Origin of the sequence: Acinetobacter zhairuonensis, assembly GCF_022601715.1 — a bacterium.
In the GTDB taxonomy this organism is placed as follows: domain Bacteria; phylum Pseudomonadota; class Gammaproteobacteria; order Pseudomonadales; family Moraxellaceae; genus Acinetobacter.
Genome location: NZ_JAKVIM010000007.1, coordinates 40,553 through 59,720, shown reverse-complemented (window position 1 = coordinate 59,720; position 19,168 = coordinate 40,553). Strand labels below are relative to the sequence as shown.

The 19,168-nt window shown below is 43.7% G+C and carries 18 protein-coding genes; 13 read left to right on the top strand and 5 right to left on the bottom strand.

What is annotated here, in order from left to right; genetic code table 11:
• Positions 1-22: 22 nt before the first annotated feature.
• Positions 23-625, bottom strand: coding sequence for a GTP cyclohydrolase II (gene ribA / locus MKI85_RS07310; protein ID WP_100241867.1), 603 nt, complete (start codon positions 623-625; stop codon positions 23-25).
• 300 nt (positions 626-925) lie between these two features.
• Here ribA and dxs point away from each other — a divergent pair, with 300 nt between their 5' ends.
• The 8 genes from dxs to MKI85_RS07270 all read left to right on the top strand — a co-directional run bounded on the left by dxs (position 926) and on the right by MKI85_RS07270 (position 9,664).
• A complete protein-coding gene (gene dxs, locus MKI85_RS07305; protein ID WP_241626383.1) occupies positions 926-2,833 on the top strand; it encodes a 1-deoxy-D-xylulose-5-phosphate synthase in 1,908 nt (635 codons plus the stop codon).
• Positions 2,834-2,949: 116 nt separating this feature from the next.
• Positions 2,950-3,780, top strand: a complete 831-nt coding sequence (locus tag MKI85_RS07300) for an inositol monophosphatase family protein (RefSeq protein WP_241626381.1) — start codon at positions 2,950-2,952, stop codon at positions 3,778-3,780.
• Positions 3,781-4,218: 438 nt separating this feature from the next.
• On the top strand, positions 4,219-6,051 hold the full coding sequence (locus MKI85_RS07295; RefSeq protein ID WP_241626379.1) for a DEAD/DEAH box helicase: 1,833 nt from the start codon (positions 4,219-4,221) through the stop codon (positions 6,049-6,051).
• A 402-nt stretch (positions 6,052-6,453) separates the two neighbouring features.
• Positions 6,454-7,272: an ABC transporter ATP-binding protein gene (locus tag MKI85_RS07290; protein ID WP_241626377.1), complete on the top strand. Its 819-nt coding sequence runs from the start codon at positions 6,454-6,456 to the stop codon at positions 7,270-7,272.
• Positions 7,269-8,048 carry a lipid asymmetry maintenance ABC transporter permease subunit MlaE gene (gene mlaE / locus MKI85_RS07285; protein ID WP_241626375.1) on the top strand — a complete coding sequence of 260 codons (780 nt, stop codon included), beginning with the start codon at positions 7,269-7,271 and terminating at the stop codon, positions 8,046-8,048. The genes MKI85_RS07290 and mlaE overlap by 4 nt, the downstream gene beginning before the upstream one ends.
• Complete coding sequence (gene mlaD, locus MKI85_RS07280) at positions 8,048-8,716, top strand: outer membrane lipid asymmetry maintenance protein MlaD (RefSeq protein WP_241626373.1); 669 nt, start codon at positions 8,048-8,050, stop codon at positions 8,714-8,716. The genes mlaE and mlaD overlap by 1 nt, the downstream gene beginning before the upstream one ends.
• Before the next feature lie 18 nt (positions 8,717-8,734).
• Positions 8,735-9,367, top strand: a complete 633-nt coding sequence (locus tag MKI85_RS07275; RefSeq protein ID WP_241626371.1) for an MlaC/ttg2D family ABC transporter substrate-binding protein — start codon at positions 8,735-8,737, stop codon at positions 9,365-9,367.
• 9 nt (positions 9,368-9,376) lie between these two features.
• Positions 9,377-9,664, top strand: a complete 288-nt coding sequence (locus MKI85_RS07270; RefSeq protein ID WP_413351594.1) for an STAS domain-containing protein — start codon at positions 9,377-9,379, stop codon at positions 9,662-9,664.
• A gap of 105 nt (positions 9,665-9,769) precedes the next feature.
• Here MKI85_RS07270 and MKI85_RS07265 read toward each other — a convergent pair whose 3' ends face one another.
• Positions 9,770-10,783, bottom strand: coding sequence for a magnesium and cobalt transport protein CorA (locus MKI85_RS07265; protein ID WP_241626369.1), 1,014 nt, complete (start codon positions 10,781-10,783; stop codon positions 9,770-9,772).
• 154 nt (positions 10,784-10,937) lie between these two features.
• Here MKI85_RS07265 and MKI85_RS07260 point away from each other — a divergent pair, with 154 nt between their 5' ends.
• Entirely contained in the window at positions 10,938-11,537 is a 600-nt protein-coding gene (locus tag MKI85_RS07260; protein ID WP_241626367.1) for an LOG family protein, read from the top strand.
• Positions 11,537-11,938 (top strand): NUDIX hydrolase, encoded by a 402-nt coding sequence (locus MKI85_RS07255; protein ID WP_241626365.1) that lies wholly within the window; start codon positions 11,537-11,539, stop codon positions 11,936-11,938. Before MKI85_RS07260 ends, MKI85_RS07255 begins: the two co-directional genes overlap by 1 nt.
• A 34-nt stretch (positions 11,939-11,972) precedes the next feature.
• Here MKI85_RS07255 and MKI85_RS07250 read toward each other — a convergent pair whose 3' ends face one another.
• Both MKI85_RS07250 and recG read right to left on the bottom strand, forming a co-directional pair.
• Positions 11,973-12,611 carry a ComF family protein gene (locus MKI85_RS07250; RefSeq protein ID WP_241626363.1) on the bottom strand — a complete coding sequence of 213 codons (639 nt, stop codon included), beginning with the start codon at positions 12,609-12,611 and terminating at the stop codon, positions 11,973-11,975.
• Entirely contained in the window at positions 12,598-14,643 is a 2,046-nt protein-coding gene (gene recG / locus MKI85_RS07245; RefSeq protein WP_241626361.1) for an ATP-dependent DNA helicase RecG, read from the bottom strand. The genes MKI85_RS07250 and recG overlap by 14 nt, the downstream gene beginning before the upstream one ends.
• Before the next feature lie 34 nt (positions 14,644-14,677).
• Here recG and MKI85_RS07240 point away from each other — a divergent pair, with 34 nt between their 5' ends.
• The 3 genes from MKI85_RS07240 (at position 14,678) to MKI85_RS07230 (ending at position 16,362) form a co-directional block, all read left to right on the top strand.
• Positions 14,678-15,487 (top strand): NAD(P)H-binding protein, encoded by an 810-nt coding sequence (locus tag MKI85_RS07240; protein ID WP_241626360.1) that lies wholly within the window; start codon positions 14,678-14,680, stop codon positions 15,485-15,487.
• Between the two features lie 115 nt (positions 15,488-15,602).
• The gene (locus tag MKI85_RS07235; RefSeq protein WP_241626563.1) at positions 15,603-15,830 is read left to right on the top strand and encodes a DUF6500 family protein; all 228 of its coding nucleotides are present in this window, start codon (positions 15,603-15,605) and stop codon (positions 15,828-15,830) included.
• Between the two features lie 22 nt (positions 15,831-15,852).
• On the top strand, positions 15,853-16,362 hold the full coding sequence (locus MKI85_RS07230) for a hypothetical protein (protein WP_241626358.1): 510 nt from the start codon (positions 15,853-15,855) through the stop codon (positions 16,360-16,362).
• Positions 16,363-16,506: 144 nt separating this feature from the next.
• Here the strand turns inward: MKI85_RS07230 and plsB are convergent, their stop codons facing one another.
• Positions 16,507-19,089 (bottom strand): glycerol-3-phosphate 1-O-acyltransferase PlsB, encoded by a 2,583-nt coding sequence (gene plsB, locus MKI85_RS07225; RefSeq protein WP_241626356.1) that lies wholly within the window; start codon positions 19,087-19,089, stop codon positions 16,507-16,509.
• Positions 19,090-19,168: the final 79 nt, after the last annotated feature.

Here is a 19,168-nt window from a genome sequence, read left to right as displayed (position 1 = left end):
AAAAATAAAACAAAAGGATGACTTAAAAGTCATCCTTTTTGTACATGTGTGCCATGCGTTCATGTTTGGTTTTTAAATAGTCTTCATTAAAAGGATTTAAACCGACCGTGAGTGGTACACGATCAATCACATTAATGCCTAAATCAGTGAGTGCTTTAATTTTCAATGGGTTATTGGTGACTAAGCGAACTTCTTTGACATTAAGATGATCGAGCATAATGCTGCACATGTCATAACGACGCGCGTCGGCAGGTAAATTCAACATTAAGTTGGCATCGACCGTATCATGTCCTTGATCTTGCAGGGCGTAGGCACGAATTTTATTGGTCAGCCCAATGCCACGGCCTTCCTGACGCAAGTATAGAATCACGCCTTGTCCGACTTCATTAATAAGTTTTTGCGTGGCTTGTAATTGCGGACCGCAGTCACATTTCAATGATGCGAAAGCATCGCCAGTCAAGCATTCCGAGTGAATGCGAACCAATACTGGACCCGTTGGCGGTGTATCGAGTCCTTTAGAGAGCGCCACATGTTCTTCACCCGTTTTAGGATCTTGGAAGACCGTAATTTTAAATTCACCAAAAGCAGTGGGAAGGCGAGAAGTTGCGACAAATTCTATAGGCACTGTTGAACCCGTATATAGTGTATAAATTGACTAAAGTATAGCGTAATGCTTGGACATTAGTAGAAGAGTGATGCTGAAAATGTGCCCAAGATTTTCTTTTTTGTAGAAAGCGAACGATAATAGTTGATAAATCGTTATATTATTCAGGATAATCTACGCACCAAAAAACGCCAATTGAGTTTTGTACTCAAGCATGCATCGCCAGAAATGTGGCTGATTGAAAGTGATATCATTCGAGATGATCGAATAACCCATTTACCTAGCTTAGGATTTGCCAGGCTTTAGAAGGCTTTGCCACATATGTTGTATACAGAAATTCCAACTCAACGCCCTGTAACACCGTTGCTGGATACGATCGATCATCCACAACAACTGCGTTTGCTCGCGCGTGATCAACTACCACAAGTGGCGGATGAGTTACGTCAATTTATTTTGTATGCAGCTGGGCAAAGCGGCGGACATTTTGGCGCGAACCTTGGTGTCATTGAGCTTACGGTTGCCTTACATTACTGTTTTAATACGCCAGATGACCGTTTGATTTGGGATGTGGGGCATCAGGCTTATCCGCATAAAGCTTTAACCGGTCGTCGTGAACAGCTCATCACTATTCGTGCTAAAGATGGTTTGGCTGCATTCCCTGCACGGGAAGAATCGATTTTTGATACCTTTGGGGTGGGGCATTCTTCGACTGCAATTTCAGCAGGTTTGGGGATGGCATTGGCTCGTCGCTACCAAAAAAATCCATGTGAAGTTGTGGCCATCGTCGGTGATGGTGCGATGACAGCAGGGATGGCATTTGAAGCCATGAATGACGCTGTAGCACATAATGCTGACCTTATGGTGGTGTTGAACGACAACGATATGTCCATTTCCTGTAGTACAGGCGGTTTTGCCAAGCATTTGGCTGCCATCTGGGAGAGCGGTCAATCGGTTCATATCTCAGAACAAGGTGAAGCTTACGTTCAACCGCATCCAAAATGGTCGTACAACTCGCGGTTGCATCAATCGGCAACAGAAGCGGCAGACAACCTATTTAAAGCGATTGGTTTTGATTATTTTGGACCTTTTGATGGTCATAATGTCAAAGAATTGGCACAGGTCTTCGAAGCGCTGAAAAAGCGTAGTGGACCACGCCTGATTCATGTGTATACCAAAAAGGGCAAAGGTTTTGAGCCTGCGGAAGCGAATCAAATTAAATACCATGCGATTACTAAAATAAATGCCAAACCCGCAGCACAAACTGCCCCGAAATATTCGGATGTGTTTGGTCAGTGGTTATGTGATGAAGCGGCACAAGATTCACGTTTATTGGCGATTACCCCTGCCATGTGTGAAGGCTCGGGCATGGTGAAATTTGCCCAGCAATATCCTAAGCGTTTCTTTGATGTTGCGATTGCAGAACAGCATGCCGTAACTTTGGCTGCGGGTATGGCATGTGAAGGCTTAAAACCTGTGGTTGCCATTTATTCGACCTTCTTACAGCGCGGTTATGATCAACTGATTCATGATGTGGCATTACAAAATTTGGATGTCACCTTTGGTATTGACCGTGCAGGTTTGGTCGGTGAAGACGGACCAACGCATGCAGGTGCCTATGATTATGCTTTCATGCGGACGGTCCCGAATCTGGTCATCATGGCGCCGAAAGACGAAAATGAATGCCGTCAAATGTTGCATACCGCATATTTATACCCTGGGCCAGCAGCAGTACGTTACCCGCGTGGCAATGGTTTAGGCGTGGAAATACAGCAGCAAATGATTGAGTTGGAAATTGGTCGTGCTGAAGTTGTGTTGCAGCTGAACGAAACAGCGGATGAACAAATCAGTATTCTGGCATTTGGTAGTCGTGTGGCGGCATCTGTAGAAGCGGCACATATGTTGGCACAGCAACTTGAGGTTGGCGTGCGTGTGGTGAATATGCGCTTTGTGAAACCTTTAGATGAACAGATGTTGTCAAGCTTGGCGGATCAAACTCAGTTGTTTGTCACCGTTGAAGAACATGCGGTGATGGCAGGTGCGGGTAGTGCAGTCAATGAATATTTAGCACAGGCACAGATTGTCAAACCGATGCTCAATTTAGGCTTGGCAGATACCTTTATGCATCAGGCAACGCATGGTCAAATGCTGCAGCAAGCAGGTCTCGATGCACAAGGTATTGTTAAATCAGTAGAATCTGTGTGGTCAAAACTTATGCAAAGCATAAGCTAATCAACAGCTAAATTTTCGAAACATTTTTTCCCTAAAAGCGCTTATATTTGATAAGATATGAGGGCTTTTATGCATTATTCTTTAATTAATCTCTTCAAATTTGTAGTGGGTGTTCAATGGAACCTATGGTGGTGATGGCTGCGCGTGCGGCTCAAACAGTTGGTCAAGAGCTTTTAAAAGCGCATCAGAATCGTCATAAGCTTGATCTACAAGTCGAAGAAAAAGGAATTGATGGGCCAGTAACACGTGTAGACCGTTATTTGGAACAATTGACCATCGATACCCTGCGTAAAAGCTATAAAAACCACAGTTTCCTTGGTGAAGAGTTTGGTCTACAAGAAGGTAAAGGTCACGATGCAGATTGGTGCTGGGTGATTGATCCTCTTGATGGGACTTTAAACTTCATTAACGGCTTACCGCATTTCTGTATTTCTATTGCTGTTCAGCATAAAGGTGTGACTCAACACGGGGTAATTTATGATCCTGTGCGTGATGAGTTGTTCTCTGCAAGTCGTGGTCGTGGTGCCATGATGAACCAGCGCCGTATTCGTGTGAATGTAAAAGATAGCCTAGAAAATACCTTCTTGGCAGTCGGTCATGCTTACCGTGCAAAACGTAATGGTGAAATCGTTTCTTATGCGAAAAACCACTTCGAATCTTTATTAAATGTGACTGAAGCTGGTGCGCAATATCGCCGCGCAGGTTCTGCTGCATTGGATCTTGCTTATGTAGCTGCTGGTCGTTATGACGGTTATTTCGAGTTAGGTCTTAAACCTTGGGATATCGCAGCGGGTGAGCTTATTGTGAAAGAAGCGGGCGGTACTGTGGTGGATGCACGTGGTGGTAGCGACTCTATGGAAAATGGTCAAGTACTTGCATGTTCAATGAAAATGTTGAAGCCATTAATGCAGGCCGTTGTGCCAGCATGGGGCGATGCAGCAAAGTAATCGAAGGATGACGAGATCAAGTCATGACAAAAAAAGCTCTCAAAAAAATGAGAGCTTTTTTTTATATAATTCTGAGACTTAATTGCTTCTTTGAATAATATTTCGTAAAAAAATGGTAAAAGTCGATTAAAAAGGGTGACTTTTGAAAATATGCTGTTATAATCTTGCCACGCACTAAATTTCGTTCATTACCTGAACATTCTCTTCTATCATTGTGTATGCGCGTCCGGTCCAAAGAGAGGACATTATTTCGCGCCCCACCCAATCGCTTAAGCGATTCCTTCAGGTTGCGGCTGTAATCAAATGTGCGTTATACGCATCGTCGTTCTCGGATCGCCGCTGATTCTATATTTTCAGCGATTATTGCTGTGCCGCTTTTTGCCGATGTCCATCTGACTTTATTTTAATGGAGCACCCATTTTTCGGGTGAAAAACTCTATGAGCAAAACTTTTGCTGAATTTTCTTTACATGAATCGTTACAACAAGCTCTACAAAGCCTAGGCTTTACTGCGCCTACGCCTGTACAGGAACAATCGATTCCTGCTGCTTTAGAAGGTAAAGACCTTCTTGTATCAAGCCAAACAGGTTCAGGTAAAACTGCGGCGTTCTTACTTCCAACGTTAAATGCTTTGGCGGCTCAAGAGACAGTCGTTCCGTTCAAAGAACGCATGAAAGCAATTACTCAACCAAATATTTTAGTACTTTGCCCAACACGTGAATTGGCGCAACAAGTGAGCCAAGATGCGATTGCATTTGTACGTCACATGAAAGGTGCACGTATTGCAGCGATCATGGGCGGTATGCCATTTGGTAAGCAAATCCAACAGTTAAAAGGTGCGCAAGTTGTTGTTGCAACACCTGGTCGTTTACTTGACCTTGTAAACCGTCGTCAAATTAAACTCGACAAAGTTGATGCGTTAATCGTGGATGAAGCTGACCGTATGCTTGATCTAGGTTTCTCTGAAGACTTAGAAGCAATTAGCGATCTAGCTGCAAACCGTAAGCAAACTTTAATGTTCTCTGCAACATTTGCTCCGCGTATCATTACACTTGCTGAACGCATGATGAATGACCCTGAGCGTATTGCAATTGAAACTGGTCACTCGACCAATACAGACATCACTCAGACTTTGCACTGGACTGATGGTTTTGAGCACAAGAAAAAGCTTTTAACTCACTGGTTGAGCGAAGAAGACCTTGATCAAGCTGTTGTATTTGCATCTACGCAAGAAGATACAGATATGTTGGCTGAAGAACTTGCAGAAGCAGGTCACTCAGTTGTTGCACTTCACGGTGCAATGCCACAAACCGTTCGTAACCGTCGTTTACGTAGTATTCGTGAAGGTCGTGCCAAGATCTTGGTTGCAACTGACGTTGCAGCACGTGGTCTAGACGTACCAACTATTTCACACGTAATTAACTTTGGTCTTCCAATGAAGAACGAAGACTATGTACACCGTATTGGTCGTACAGGTCGTGCGGGTCGTACAGGTAAAGCGATTACTTTAGCAACTTACCGTGAACGCGGTAAAATCCGTGCTTTAGAAGATTACTTGGATGCACGTTTAGAAGTATCTGAAATTGAAGGCTTAGAGCCATCTCCACCTCCAGCACGTTCTGGTCGCGGTGATGGTGGTGGTCGTGGTCGCAACGGCGGTGGTCGTCGTGATGGCGGTCGCGGTGGTTTCGGTGGCGGTCGTCGTTTTGAAGGCGAAAGCAACTTCAAACGTCGTGAAGGCGGTGAAGATCGTCCACGTCGTGAATTCAACAGCGATCGTCCACGTCGTGAAGGCGGTTTCGGTGATCGTCCACAACGTTCTTTTGATGAACGTCCAAAACGTGATTTTGGTGATCGTCCAGCGCCACGTCGTGAAGGCGGTTTCGGTGATCGTCCGCAACGTTCTTTTGATGATCGTCCAAAGCGTGAATTCAACTCTGATCGTCCACGTCGCGAAGGTGGTTTCAACGATAAGCCACGTTTTAATTCGAATGATGACAATCGTGGTAACCGTGTAGATTACAAACCACGTAGCGAAGGTTCTTTCGGTGACCGTCCAAAACGTGATTTTGGTGATCGTCCAGCCCGTCGTGAAGGTGGTTTTGGTGACCGTCCACAACGTTCGTTTGGTGATGATCGTCCGAAACGTTCTTTCGGTGATGATCGTCCTAAGCGTTCATTTGGTGGTGAAGATCGTCCAAAGCGTGATTTTGGTGATCGTCCACAACGTGAAGGTGGTTTTGACCGTCCACGTCGTAAGTTTAACGACTAAGTTCGATATTCTAAAAAAACCAGCGCATAAGCGCTGGTTTTTTTATGTTTAGTGATTTTGTTTGCTGTTTATAAAATGTATACTATGTCAAATTTCTGTTGAAATATGACAAATATGAGCAACAATATGGAGCAACAGTCTGTGTTAGCATATTCGTTAAAAGAGGTACTTATGCCTTATCTTGGTTTTATTCTTTTGATGAGTAATTTAATTTACTTCTTTTATGCGCAATTCATATAACACAGCGTTCTAAATTTTAGACTATACGTGCCGTATCTCATAATTATAATGACCGATTCAAAAAACAAATTGCACACAGTTTATCCGACCTAACTAGGTAACATTTTATAGTTCAATCCTTTATAGTATGCGTGCTGAAAAATTGCAGGAACTTTCTCCGCTATGAATAATCAAGCACCCCTCGAAAGCTCGTCTTTGATTGAAATCCAAGAGTTGAGTTTTAAGCGAGGGGAACGAATCATTTATGATCAAGTCAGTTTAAAGATTCGACGAGGGCAGATTACTGCCATTATGGGGCCATCAGGTACAGGGAAAACCACATTGTTACGCTTGATTGGGGGGCAACTTACACCTGATCACGGACAAGTGTTGCTGGATGGTAAAGATATTGGGCATATGTCGCGACATGAATTGTTTGCAGCACGCGCTCGTATGGGCATGTTGTTTCAAAGTGGTGCCTTGTTTACTGATATGAGTGTCTATGAAAATGTGGCATTCCCGTTACGCGCACATACTCAGTTACCAGAGCATTTAATTGCAGAGTTGGTGGCGCTTAAGCTGGAATCAGTCGGGCTGCGTGGCACAGAACAACTTATGCCCTCTGAACTTTCAGGCGGGATGAATCGTCGTGTAGCATTGGCGCGTGCAATTGCATTAGACCCTGAATTGATTATGTATGATGAGCCTTTTGCTGGACAGGACCCGATTGTCAAAGGGGTGTTGACCCGTTTAATCCGCTCTTTGCGTGAAGCTTTAGAACTTACCACCATTATTGTGTCGCATGATGTGGCAGAAACATTATCCATTGCTGACTATATCTATGTGGTTGCAGAAGGTAAGGTGCAAGGAGAAGGCACACCTGAGCAATTGCAGGCCAATGCATCGCCATTTGTGCAACAGTTCCTGACGGGAGCGGCTGAAGGACCTGTAGAATATCAGTTTAGTCATCAAGCGTATTTGGCAGGCGAGGTTCGTGCATGAATGCTATTGCCTCATTAGGTAGACGCGTTATTCAGAGTGTTCAGGGTGTAGGTGTTGCAACCATCATGTTGCTACAAATCCTATTCTCTATGCCGACATGGTTAGGGGTCAAACTGTTTGTTTACCAAATGTACCGTGTTGGCGTGTTGTCCTTACTGATTATTTCCGTGTCGGGATTGTTCATCGGTTTAGTTTTGGGCTTACAGGGTTATTCCATTTTGGTCAACATTGGCTCAGAAGCGATGTTGGGCACCATGGTATCGCTAACCTTGTTGCGTGAATTGGCACCAGTGGTTGCAGCCTTATTGTTTGCTGGACGTGCAGGTTCTGCCTTGACCGCGGAAATTGGTTTAATGAAAGCCACCGAACAATTGTCCAGTATGGAAATGATTGGGGTTGATCCATTAAAACGGATTGTATCGCCACGTTTATGGGCAGGCATTGTCAGTTTGCCGATGCTCAGCGTGATTTTTGCAGCCATTGGTATCATTGGCGGAAAAATGGTGGGTGTAGATTTCTTGGGTGTGGATGAAGGTTCTTTCTGGAGTGGCATGCAAAGTAACGTGCAGTTCTATAAAGATATCTTTAATGGCACGATTATTAAGAGTATTGTCTTCGCCATCATTTGTACTTGGATTGCGGTATATCAAGGTTATGCCTGTGTGCCGACTTCAGAAGGTATTGCGACATCGACAACGCGTACCGTGGTGTACTCATCGCTTTGTGTATTAGGTTTTGATTTTGTGTTGACTGCGGTCATGTTCGGAGGGGTTTAATGAAATCACGTGCAAGTGAGCTGGCCGTAGGATTTTTTGTCATTGTCTTCGGTGTTGCATTGTTTTTCTTGGCAATGAAAGTCAGTGGTCTGGTAGGCACCAATTTACGTGATGCTTATAACATGACCGCTCAGTTTGATAATGTAAATGGTTTAAAACCGCGAGCCAAAGTGACCATGAGTGGTGTCACCATTGGTCGAGTCACGGATATTACTTTAGACCCTGTGACCCGTTTGGCAACGGTGCATTTTGAGCTAGATGGTAAACTGACTTCTTTTAATGCAGAACAGATGAAAACTGTTGAAAACAACTCACTGGAAGAGTTGCGCTATAGCACAGAATATACTGAAGCAACCCCAGCGCAACAAAAAGAAATGGAACAGCAACTTATTGCGAACATGAAATCCATCACCAGTATTGATGAAGATGCTTACATAATGGTAGCAACCAATGGTCTGTTGGGTGAGAAGTATCTGAAAGTTGTACCAGGTGGTGGTTTAAATTACGTCAAACGCGGTGCATCGATTGCCAATACGCAAGGTACGATGGATCTTGAAGATTTAATCAGTAAATTTATTACAGCAGGTGCGGGTAAGTCATCGACACCATCGGCAGAAGCTGAAGCACCAACTGAAACAACAGATGCTGAACCAGCATTTGTTCAGTAATTGAGAGAGGAATTTAGAGTGAATATGTTGTTGAAACAAACACTAACGGCTAGCATTTTATCCACCATGATTGCAGGAACTGCATTTGCTGCGCCAGCTGAAGCTCCTCCAGCATTTATCAAGCGTGTGGCTGATGGCTTAATTGGTCGCTTAAAAGCAGACCATGCCAAATTGCAAAACAACCCAGCAGCAGTGAAAGCGATTATACGTCAGAATTTAGATCCGTATGTTGATTCACAAGCCTTTACCCGTATTGTGATGGGGACTTATGCGACCAACCAGTACAGCACTGCAGCACAACGTGCACAGTTTGAAAAGAATTTCCGTGAAACTTTGATCGAAAACTACGGTACCGCTTTTGCGAAGTTTAGCAATCAGACCTATAGCATGCGTCCTTACAAGGCGACTGGCAGTGCCAATCCTGTCGTGACCATTGACTTCTTAAACAATGGCGAGAAGATTCCTGTGTCCTTCCAGTTGACGGATAAAGGTAGCCAGTGGAAAATTCGTAACATTAATGTTTCGGGTATCGACTTAGGTCTTCAGTTCCGTAATCAATTTGCAGCAACTGTAAAACGTAATGGCGGCGATTTGGATAAAGCGATTGCTAACTTTGAACCAGATGCTGATGCAGCAGTGAAGAAAAAATAAGATAGGTGAATGGTGATTAGTCTCGTCAATCAGGAAATGCAGGTTGCTGGAAAAATTGATTTTGCCAATGCAGAACAATATTACCAGCAGGGTCTTGCTGTGATTCAGCAACAGCCATTGCCTGTGGTGGTGAATTTGGCACAGTTAGAGCATGGCAGTACCTTGGCTTTGGCTGTATTGGTGCGTTGGTTAAGACAAACCCCTCAGGCTCAAGGCTTACAATTTAAAGCAGTGCCTGAAAAAATGATGAAGATTATTCAATCCTGCCATTTGCAAGATGATTTACAGATCATTTAAATAAAAAAGCACCGCAATTGCGGTGCTTTTTTTATGGAAAATTGGTGCTGATCGAAGAAGACGTATTGCTGCACTTCGCAGTGAAAGCAGTATATCAAAGTTGGATTAAATCCATTTTTTCCAGCGGAAGTAAATCAGTGGACCGATAAAGAAGCCGACAATAATCAAACTTACCGCAATAAAACTGGTGGTACCGTGAGCAAAGGGTAAAACATCGGTGTTCATACCGTAAATACTGGCAACCAGCATTGGTGGTGCAAGCATACTCGGTAAAATCGAGAATCGACGAATGGTGTCATTCTGTTCAGTGTTAATGAATCCTGAGGTGGTATCCAGTAAGAAGCGCACTTTCTGGAACAAGAATGCATCATGTTCGACCAGTGAGCGCACGTCTTCACTCAGTTCTCGAATGTCCGCATCATAAATATGACTGCCTAAGGCGCGCGGACGAGCTAAAAAGGTCAGGACGCGACGTAAGTCAATTAAACACAGTTGTGCTTTACCCAACATATCTTCGAGCTGTGCCAGTCGGGTAATCATGTCATCCAAATCGAGAATCTGTTCACGATGACGGTTATTTAGTACTTCTGTGGAATACTTTTCCAAGTCCTTGTGGATATCTTCCAAGATATCCGCAAGCTCATCCAGTTTGGCTTCCAGTAAACCCAACAGCACCCAAGTCGGGTCTTTATAGTCAATTTCATAGTCATTGCGACGTGCGCGTGCACGGAAGGCACGGAAAGCCACCAGCTTTTCGCCACGTAGGGTAAATAAGCGTTCTTTATGTAAAATAAACGCAACCGTTTGTACCGTGGCTAAAATGCTGGAATTGTCATCCGCTTCACCATCCACCTGATAATTTTTATTTTTCGTTAAAAAATACGTACTGATATGCAAAATGCCATCATCATCACGGTAGAATCGGGCAGATGAGGAAATGTCTTCCAAAGACTTTAAAGTCGGCAGATTTTGATCATAGGCATCCAGCACCCATTGCTGTTCTTCTTGCGAAGGGGCAATCAGGTCAACCCAGACCAGTTCTGGGTGTAAATCAAAACCGCCATTTATAGTGGCGTCTTCTAAACTACCGCGCTCTGTGGCGTAAAAGGCTTCAAGCATGGATGTCTTTTCTCCCTTGCGCAGTATGGGTTAAATCGATGGGTGTATTTTAGACAAGGATTTGATGAAAAACACTGATCGGATTGCTAATTTATGAAAAAATCTCCTTCTAGTTTACTTTCGCGGCATGACAAGATCATAACACGGTGAAACAATGACACATTCTATTGCAGTTTTTTGTGGTTCAGCAGTTGGTACAGATACAATTTTTTTAGATACAGCCCGTCACGTTGGAAAAACTTTGGCGCAACAAGGCAAAACCTTGGTCTATGGGGGCGGTCGTTCAGGCTTAATGGGCGTGATTGCGGATAGCGCTTTACAGGCAGGTGGTCGAGTGATTGGGGTGATTCCACATGCATTGGTGGATCGTGAATTGGCGCATCCACACTTAACCGAACTGCATGTCGTAAATAATATGCATGAGCGTAAAACTAAAATGTCGGAACTGTCGGATGCCTTTATTGCGCTGCCGGGTGGGGCGGGAACTTTAGAAGAGATTTTTGAGCAATGGACATGGGCACAATTGGGCATTCATCTGAAGCCTTGTGCATTTTTAAATGTCCACGGCTTTTATGATGAGCTGATCAAATTCATCAATTTAACGACCGAAAAAGGTTTTACGCATCCACGTTTTACTGAGACTTTAATTGCTGAAAATTCAATTGAAGCGGTTTTGCAGCAGTTTGATGTATTTACTGCACCGACGCCGAAATGGGGGATGAGTGAGCAGCAAGATTTGGTGAAGCACGGCTAATGAAACAAATTACTGTCGCTGCGGGCATTGTTTTAAATGCAAAGCAGCAGATGTTGTTGGTACGTAAGCACAATACCCGCTTTTTTATGCAAGTGGGTGGCAAACTGGAAAGTGATGAAGCACCTGAACACTGTATCTTGCGTGAAATTTCGGAAGAGATTGGCTGTCCAGCAAGAATCATTCAGGCGGTTGGGCGTTTTGAAACGGCAGCAGCCAATGAACCTGATCACGTATTGGTGAGCCATGTATTCCATGTGGAGCTGAACAGTTCGCCACAAGCCGCGGCTGAAATTGCGGAGCTGAAGTGGATTGATTTGGATGATTCAACCACGCCTTTAGCTCCGTTGACTCGAGAAATTGTGTTGCCATGGGTGCATCAGTATTTAAAAACGCAGGCATAGCCTTGTTAAATTAGTTGGCTTAGTACGGTGATGCTTAAGATTGAGCCGCGGCAATACAGGCGGCTTCAATTTTGCGGCAGCCTAATTCAGCCAGTGCTTGTCTTAAGGCGTTAAGTGAACTGCCTGTAGTGACGACATCGTCCAGCATCAACACACGACGATAACGTAATGCATTTCTCGGTGCGATTTTAAATTGCTGCTCGATGCTATCCAGCCGTTCTAAACGGCTTAAGCCTTTTTGTGAATGTTGATGTAGCCGTTGAATCGGTTGCCAGACAGGAATGTTTAAGTGCTGACCCAAACGCTGTGCCAGCACTACGCTCTGGTTATAACCGCGTTCGGCTAAGCGTTGGGTTGAAATCGGCATCGGGACAATGGCTTGAATCTGCCGATAGTCCAGTTGTTTGAGGAGCCCTGTCAGTAAAATTTGAAAATGTAATTGTTGTTCATATTTGAATTGCTGAACCACCCGATCCATCGGATAGGCATAATGACAAGCGACTTGAATCTCGATTTCCTGTCGCTGTACGGTCTGTTTCAGCCAAGGTAAGCTATTCCAGCAATCCAGACACAAGCTGGCATGACGCCCACGTTCCATCCCGCAAAACTGACAGGGCAGTTGCGCATGTAGCCAGTTTTGGGCGCTAGACAACAGTGGTTTAAACATAGGCATAACGAGGGGCTTCAGGGAGCCAGCGTTTGAGTAAAGCGTCTGCCTGTGCAGGATAATCTTTTAAGATTTGCTGTGCGACATAATGTGCCTGATTGAGCAGATGATCATCGCGTTCCAGTTTGGCGACGCGAAAGCCCATATCTCCCGTTTGTTTGGTGCCGAGTAATTCACCCGGTCCGCGAATTTCCAAATCTTTTTCTGCAATGATAAAGCCATCATTGGTTTCACGCATGATGCGTAGTCGCTCTTGTCCATTTTGCGAGAGCGGATTTTTATACAGCAGGGCACAGAAGCTGGCTTTGGCGCCACGTCCAACGCGACCACGTAATTGATGCAGTTGCGATAGACCTAGCCGTTCAGCATTTTCAATCACCATAATGGAGGCATTCGGTACATCTACGCCAACTTCAATTACGGTGGTCGCAATCAGCAGTTGTAGCGCATTGTCCTTAAATTGTTGCATAACGACTTGCTTTTCATCGGCTTTCATTTTGCCATGCACCAGCCCAATATTCAGCTCAGGAAAACGATGTTGAATTTCGGCATAGGTGGCTTCCGCGGCTTGCGCATCTAAAGTTTCCGATTGTTCTACTAGCGTACAAACCCAATAGGCTTGTTTGCCTTCGGCACAGTTGGTGGCTATGCGTTGCAGCACTTCTTCACGACGGTCTAGAGGAATGGTCACGGTTTGAATTGGGGTTCGGCCAGGCGGTAGCTCATCAATCACAGAGGTATCTAAGTCCCCATAAGCCGACATGGCGAGGGTGCGCGGAATCGGGGTGGCTGTCATCACCAATTGATGTGGGGTGGTGTTTTGTGCCCCTTTATTGCGAAGTGCCAAGCGTTGATCAACTCCAAAGCGATGTTGTTCATCAATAATCACCAAACCTAATTTATGAAAGGCAACATTGTCTTGAAACAGCGCGTGAGTTCCGATCACCAGTTGAGCCGATCCTTGCTGGATCTGCTGTTCTGCTAATGCGCGTGCTTTGCCTTTTTGCTTGCCTGATAGCCATGCTACGTTTAAACCTAAAGGTTCAAACCAGCGTTTGAAATGCAGATAATGTTGTTCAGCCAGAATTTCAGTCGGTGCCATTAAGGCAACTTGCCAACCTTCTTCCAAGGCATGACAGGCTGCGACACCTGCAACCAGCGTTTTTCCGGCTCCGACGTCACCTTGTACTAGACGCAGCATGGGTTTGTGTTGTTTTAAATCATCGGAGATTTCTTTCGATACACGTTGTTGAGCTGCTGTCATTTTAAACGGCAAACCTGAGAGCAATTGTTTGGCAAGGGTTTTACTACTGGCAAAGGCGGGGGCTTCAATTTGCTGGATATAGGCACGTCGAGTCAGTAAACTCACTTGATGTGCCACCAACTCTTCAAAGATCAGCCGTTGTTGTGCAGGATGTGAGCCTTGGCTCAGCTGTACCATATTGGCATCGAGCGGAGGTTCATGAATGTAATGCAAAGCTTGTTTTAAGGCATAGCCATTAGTGAATTTCTGTGGCAGCAGTTCAGGCAGATCATCACTGTGTTGTTTTAAGGCTTGCTTTACATATTCACGTAACTTGGATTGGGTCAGTCCTTCGGTTGCGGGATAAATCGCGGTGAGTTCGGTTTTTGGGAGCGGGGTGTGCTCGGTAATGAGTTGAATCTCGGGGTGATACATTTCTAAGCCACGTGCTCCAACACGCACTTCACCAAACACACGTAAACGATTACCAGCTTTGGCACGATCGGTCAGGGCTTTGTAGATATGATAAAAGCGTAAAGTGACTTTACCCAGCTCATCGTCCAGTAAAATGGCCATGGATTTCCGCTTTCCAGGGGGAAAGTCGATGGATTTTACTGTGCCTTCCAGTAGATAACTGCGCCCAACCTCCAATTGGTTCATGGGGATGATCGTGCTACGATCTTCATAATCACGCGGCAGATGAAACAGTAGATCATCCGTGGTGAAAATATTCAGTTTTTCGAGTAAAGCAGCAGAGGCGCTTCCAACCCCTTGCAATTGTTGGACTGCGGTCATGTCCCCTCAACCAAAGTGTGTAATCAGGTGCTAAATGCATATTTTATTTATAGGTTATGGTAAAACATCTCAACGGGTAGCTAAACAATTATTTCTACAGGGGCACCAAATTACCACAATTAGCCGTACTGCTAAGCCGCAGGATTTTGCTACGCATTTGATTCAGGATATTCATCAACTTGATTTGAGTCAGATTGCACCTGTAGATGTCGTTTATGTGTTGTTATCGCCCGCAGCGAGCACGCCTGAAGGCTATCAAACGACTTTTGTTGATGCCATTCCTGCCATGCTAAAAGCCCTCAAACAGCACCCTGTCAAAAAAGTAATCGTGGTGTCTTCTACGCGGGTGTATGGCGAGCAGGCAGGGGAACGAATTGATGATACGACTGAGCCTAAACCGATTGATGCACAAGGCGAAGTGCTGCGTAAGATGGAGTTACTGTGGCAGGCAGCGTATCCTGAGCAAAGTATCATTATTCGCCCGACTGGCATTTACGGGACTTCTGTGGCACGAATGGTGAAGCTGGCACAGCAGACTTCGACCTATCCGAATATTCATTATAGCAATCGTATTCATATTGAAGATTTAGCCCGTTTTCTGGCGCATTTGATTCACGTGGAACATCCTAAAAGTTCTTATATTGTCACGAATAATCAGCCGATTCCTTTACATGAAATTATTCAGTGGTTTCAACGACAATTGAGTTTACCCGAGTTGAGTCTGTCGACTGAGCAACTGTCAGGTAAGCAGATTTATGCTTCAAACATGCAGCAGATGGATTTTGAATTACAGCATCCAGATTATTTTGAGGATTATTCAGCGTTGTTGGCGAAGAGTCAGTGAAGAATATTTTGTAATTTGTTGAATGAAATTTTTGGAAAATGTTCGTTGAATGTGAAAAGTAATGTAAAAGGCATTCTGGTAAATTTTTATGCTAATTTTAGGAAAAGTTAAAAATATGAGAAAAGAGCTAAGAGAACTATTTATCAGTGGATGTAATGAGAAAATTCAAAAAAAGGGAGATAGCGTGGGTTTATCTTTCTATGCCTTTTTTAAAAATAAGAATGATAATCCTGAACTTTTAATGGAAGCCGCAACTTGGTGGATCATGCAACATAAATTAGATCATTTTGAAAAAGCCGTAAAAATTAAAGCCCTTGTTTTGAGAGAGGAGTCCTCCGTATAATATTTTTTGAGAAATTTTTAATATGTATCACACACAAAAGATTCAAATATTACTTAGACATGTTTGGAATCCTTCACCTTTTTTTTCTAATCAAAACATAGTGCATATCGCTGATCAACTATATGAAATTATAGAAAATCTTGGTGATATAAATGAAATAAGTGATGTTTTAATGAATATCTCGATTAATGAGTATAATGGAAATATTTCATCAGAAAAATGTATGCAAGTAGCTACCCAAATTATAAATTTTTATGGTGGTTTACCTATCAAAACCGATTTTGGAAAAATGAGATTTTCAATAGGGCAATATTATACTTTTTTATCATACAAGAGTATGAAAGAAGATTTAAAAATTACATTCAATATGACTTTAGCTGGTGAAATAGTTTTAGATCCAAATGAACTTCCATTAAATGGAGAAGAAAAACATCAATTAATCAAAGTAATGCAAGAAATTTATACTGATAGATTAATCATTAATAATGACAAAAATTCTGCATATATAAAGGAAAATTTATCTTTTAGGTAATAGATTTATTATCAATATTTTTAAATTTCCTATTAAACAATATGCCATTTAACATAATGATGATTATTCAAAAATCGATTCAAATTTTATTGTTATCTATACAGCATAGGTATCTAAAATCGCAGATACCTATGCTTCTTAAAATTACTTCTTCTTACGCTTCAAACGACGTTTCGCTTGCTGAGCCGCAACCGCATCTAACACCTGTTTCAACTCTTCATCGCTAAAGGTGGTAATGTGCTGCAACATTTGTAAAGTCACATCATCCAGTACCAAATTCGCATTGGCAGCAATATTGCTAAAGTTGCTGTCAAATACAATTGAACCTTCGGCATTGGTGCTGATATAGCCTTGCTGAGTCAGTACACGAATAAAACCTTGGAACAGGGCTTTATCAAAGAACTCTGGTGAATTGAACTCATACAGTACAGATAAGCGCTGACCGACCAAGTGGCTCAACTCTTCCACTTGACGCGTCGAGATATTGCCTGAACCACGCTGGGTAATCAGTGCCAGAGTCATGTAATAGCGCTCTAGGCTCTGCATTACAGGACCTGCAAGCACTAACAATTGATTGTGTTCTTCGCTGTTTGGTGCAGGGGAAATTAAATGACCGTCTGCATCTTCAGTAATGAGTTTGGTGCTGATTAAAGCATCGGTATAAGCCGCAATTTGCGCTTTTAAGCCTTCATCATTCCATTTCAAGAACAGCTCTGCTTTCAAGAATGGATAGAGCGTGCGAATGACATTGCATAAATCATGACGCTTGATGATGCCGTTATGTTCAACCAAAGCCGCAATCAAAGATGGCAAGACAAAGGCATGCACAATGTTATTACGGAAGTAGGTGAGTAACACCGCTTGATTATCTTCAATCGCAATGATGTCACCCAGAACATGCTTCACACGCTTAATCAGCTTGAGTTTTAAACCATAGGCAATAATTTCTTTGCCTGAAAGTGGCGTGACTTGGGTACGTTCATCATAAGGCAGCGCAGTCAGTAGATTGCGGTAAGCATCTAACTGTTTAATGCACAGCTCTTCATCCAGTGTATGTTTTGGTGTCGCCAATAGAATTAAAGACAACAAGGATACAGGGTTAATCACCACGGCACGGTTGATGTTTTCCAAAATGGTATGTGCCGCACTGTTCACCGCATCTGAAACTTCATTCGGAATTGGATCGTCATTTTTCTCAATGCGAATATCCTCAGCACCGAATGCTTTGAGTTTGTCATCCAAGAATACAGGTTCGCCGAAGTTGACATGCACTTTGCCGAAGATGCGTTCAATTTTGCGCAGGGTTTTCATAATCCCAAGCACCGACTCTGCTTCTTTCGGTTTACCTTGCATTTCACCCACATAGGTCGAACCTTCCATCAGGCGTTCATAACCAATATAGGTCGGGACGAATACAATTGGCTTGGCACGTCCACGCAAGTGACCATGCACAGTCATGGCGAGCATGCCTGTTTTGGCTGGCAATAAACGACCTGTACGTGAGCGACCACCTTCAATGAAGTATTCCAAAGGCGTGTTACGTGACAGAATGCTAAATAGATATTCTTTAAATACGGTGGTATATAAGCCATTACCACGGAAAGTACGGCGAATAAAGAATGCACCACCACCACGTAGCAATTGACCCACAAATGGCATATTCAGGTTATCGCCCGCGGCAATGTAAGGCACCATCAAGCCACGTTTATAAATCACATAAGACAGTAATAGATAGTCGATATGGCTACGGTGACATGGGGTATAAATAATTTCGTATTCTTTCGCCAGTTCGCGCACGGTACTGAAGTTATGCACTTCCACACCATCATAGAGCTGGGTCCATAAACGGGTGAGTGCCATATCCGCAAAACGAACGGCCGAAGAAGAATAGTCCGACACGATTTCATTTAAATAACCAATCGCACGACGTTCTGCTTCAAGCATACTGATTTTGCTGCGAATACTTTCGCGACGAATGGCATCCTGTACATCTTGTGCTTTAATCAGACTGTGCACGACATTACGACGGTCAGACAAGTCAGGACCCAACACCACTTCACGTTGTGCATCCATATAGTTATTCAAGCTGCTAATAATATAGGTCGCAGGCGATAAATTTGGATGGTTGCTCTTGGCATAAGCAATTAAATCACGTAAAGACTGTGCTTCATGGAATTCCAGATAAGATTCACGTCCATGCAAGCCAATGTTCACCATTTGCTTGACGCGGCTTGGGGTTGCCCAAGTATCGGTAAATAACAATTTAAACCAAGAGTCTTCCTTGTCAGGTGAACGACCCCATAGCACCGTTACAGGAATCAGTTCAACGTCCAGTTCAGGATGCTTTTCGAGTAAGTCAATCAGGCGCAATAAACGTGGCGGAAAGGTGTTGGGTGGTGGATTAAGTAAGTTCTGCTCGTCATGATGTTGTAAAAACAAGATCGAGGCTTTTTCTTTATGCTCACCAATCAGCAGCGAATCTAATGCCGCAGGCAGTTTTAAACGACGCGTTTCACCATCGACCACCAAGGCATTACTACGTGAATAATTTTGGAGTACGTAGCACACCACTTTTTGGGTGGGTGCCTGAGTTGCATCTGGGTCTGCACTGTTGCTTGGAGTTGTCGGGTTGCTGGGTACTTCACCCAAAATATGAGGGGTTACCACAAGGTCAAGCAGCTTGCTGGAAAGCTGGCGATACATTTGACCAAAGCCACGCTTGGACATAAACACTCCTAATACGGTACGAAGCCCCAAAATGCACAGGGGAAATGATGCTGCGTAATTGTAATCAAAAACTAGATGT

Excerpts from the sequence above, each read along its gene's own strand:
- MKI85_RS07260 (WP_241626367.1), top strand. The coding sequence starts at position 10,938 with ATGACACATTCTATTGCAGTTTTTTGTGGTTCAGCAGTTGGTACAGAT.
- MKI85_RS07270 (WP_413351594.1), top strand. The coding sequence starts at position 9,377 with ATGGTGATTAGTCTCGTCAATCAGGAAATGCAGGTTGCTGGAAAAATT.
- dxs (WP_241626383.1), top strand. The coding sequence starts at position 926 with ATGTTGTATACAGAAATTCCAACTCAACGCCCTGTAACACCGTTGCTG.
- MKI85_RS07295 (WP_241626379.1), top strand. The coding sequence starts at position 4,219 with ATGAGCAAAACTTTTGCTGAATTTTCTTTACATGAATCGTTACAACAA.
- MKI85_RS07265 (WP_241626369.1), bottom strand. The coding sequence starts at position 10,783 with ATGCTTGAAGCCTTTTACGCCACAGAGCGCGGTAGTTTAGAAGACGCC.
- MKI85_RS07250 (WP_241626363.1), bottom strand. The coding sequence starts at position 12,611 with ATGCCTATGTTTAAACCACTGTTGTCTAGCGCCCAAAACTGGCTACAT.
- mlaE (WP_241626375.1), top strand. The coding sequence starts at position 7,269 with ATGAATGCTATTGCCTCATTAGGTAGACGCGTTATTCAGAGTGTTCAG.
- MKI85_RS07290 (WP_241626377.1), top strand. The coding sequence starts at position 6,454 with ATGAATAATCAAGCACCCCTCGAAAGCTCGTCTTTGATTGAAATCCAA.
- MKI85_RS07235 (WP_241626563.1), top strand. The coding sequence starts at position 15,603 with ATGAGAAAAGAGCTAAGAGAACTATTTATCAGTGGATGTAATGAGAAA.
- MKI85_RS07300 (WP_241626381.1), top strand. The coding sequence starts at position 2,950 with ATGGAACCTATGGTGGTGATGGCTGCGCGTGCGGCTCAAACAGTTGGT.
- mlaD (WP_241626373.1), top strand. The coding sequence starts at position 8,048 with ATGAAATCACGTGCAAGTGAGCTGGCCGTAGGATTTTTTGTCATTGTC.
- MKI85_RS07240 (WP_241626360.1), top strand. The coding sequence starts at position 14,678 with ATGCATATTTTATTTATAGGTTATGGTAAAACATCTCAACGGGTAGCT.
- MKI85_RS07255 (WP_241626365.1), top strand. The coding sequence starts at position 11,537 with ATGAAACAAATTACTGTCGCTGCGGGCATTGTTTTAAATGCAAAGCAG.
- plsB (WP_241626356.1), bottom strand. The coding sequence starts at position 19,089 with ATGTCCAAGCGTGGCTTTGGTCAAATGTATCGCCAGCTTTCCAGCAAG.
- MKI85_RS07230 (WP_241626358.1), top strand. The coding sequence starts at position 15,853 with ATGTATCACACACAAAAGATTCAAATATTACTTAGACATGTTTGGAAT.
- recG (WP_241626361.1), bottom strand. The coding sequence starts at position 14,643 with ATGACCGCAGTCCAACAATTGCAAGGGGTTGGAAGCGCCTCTGCTGCT.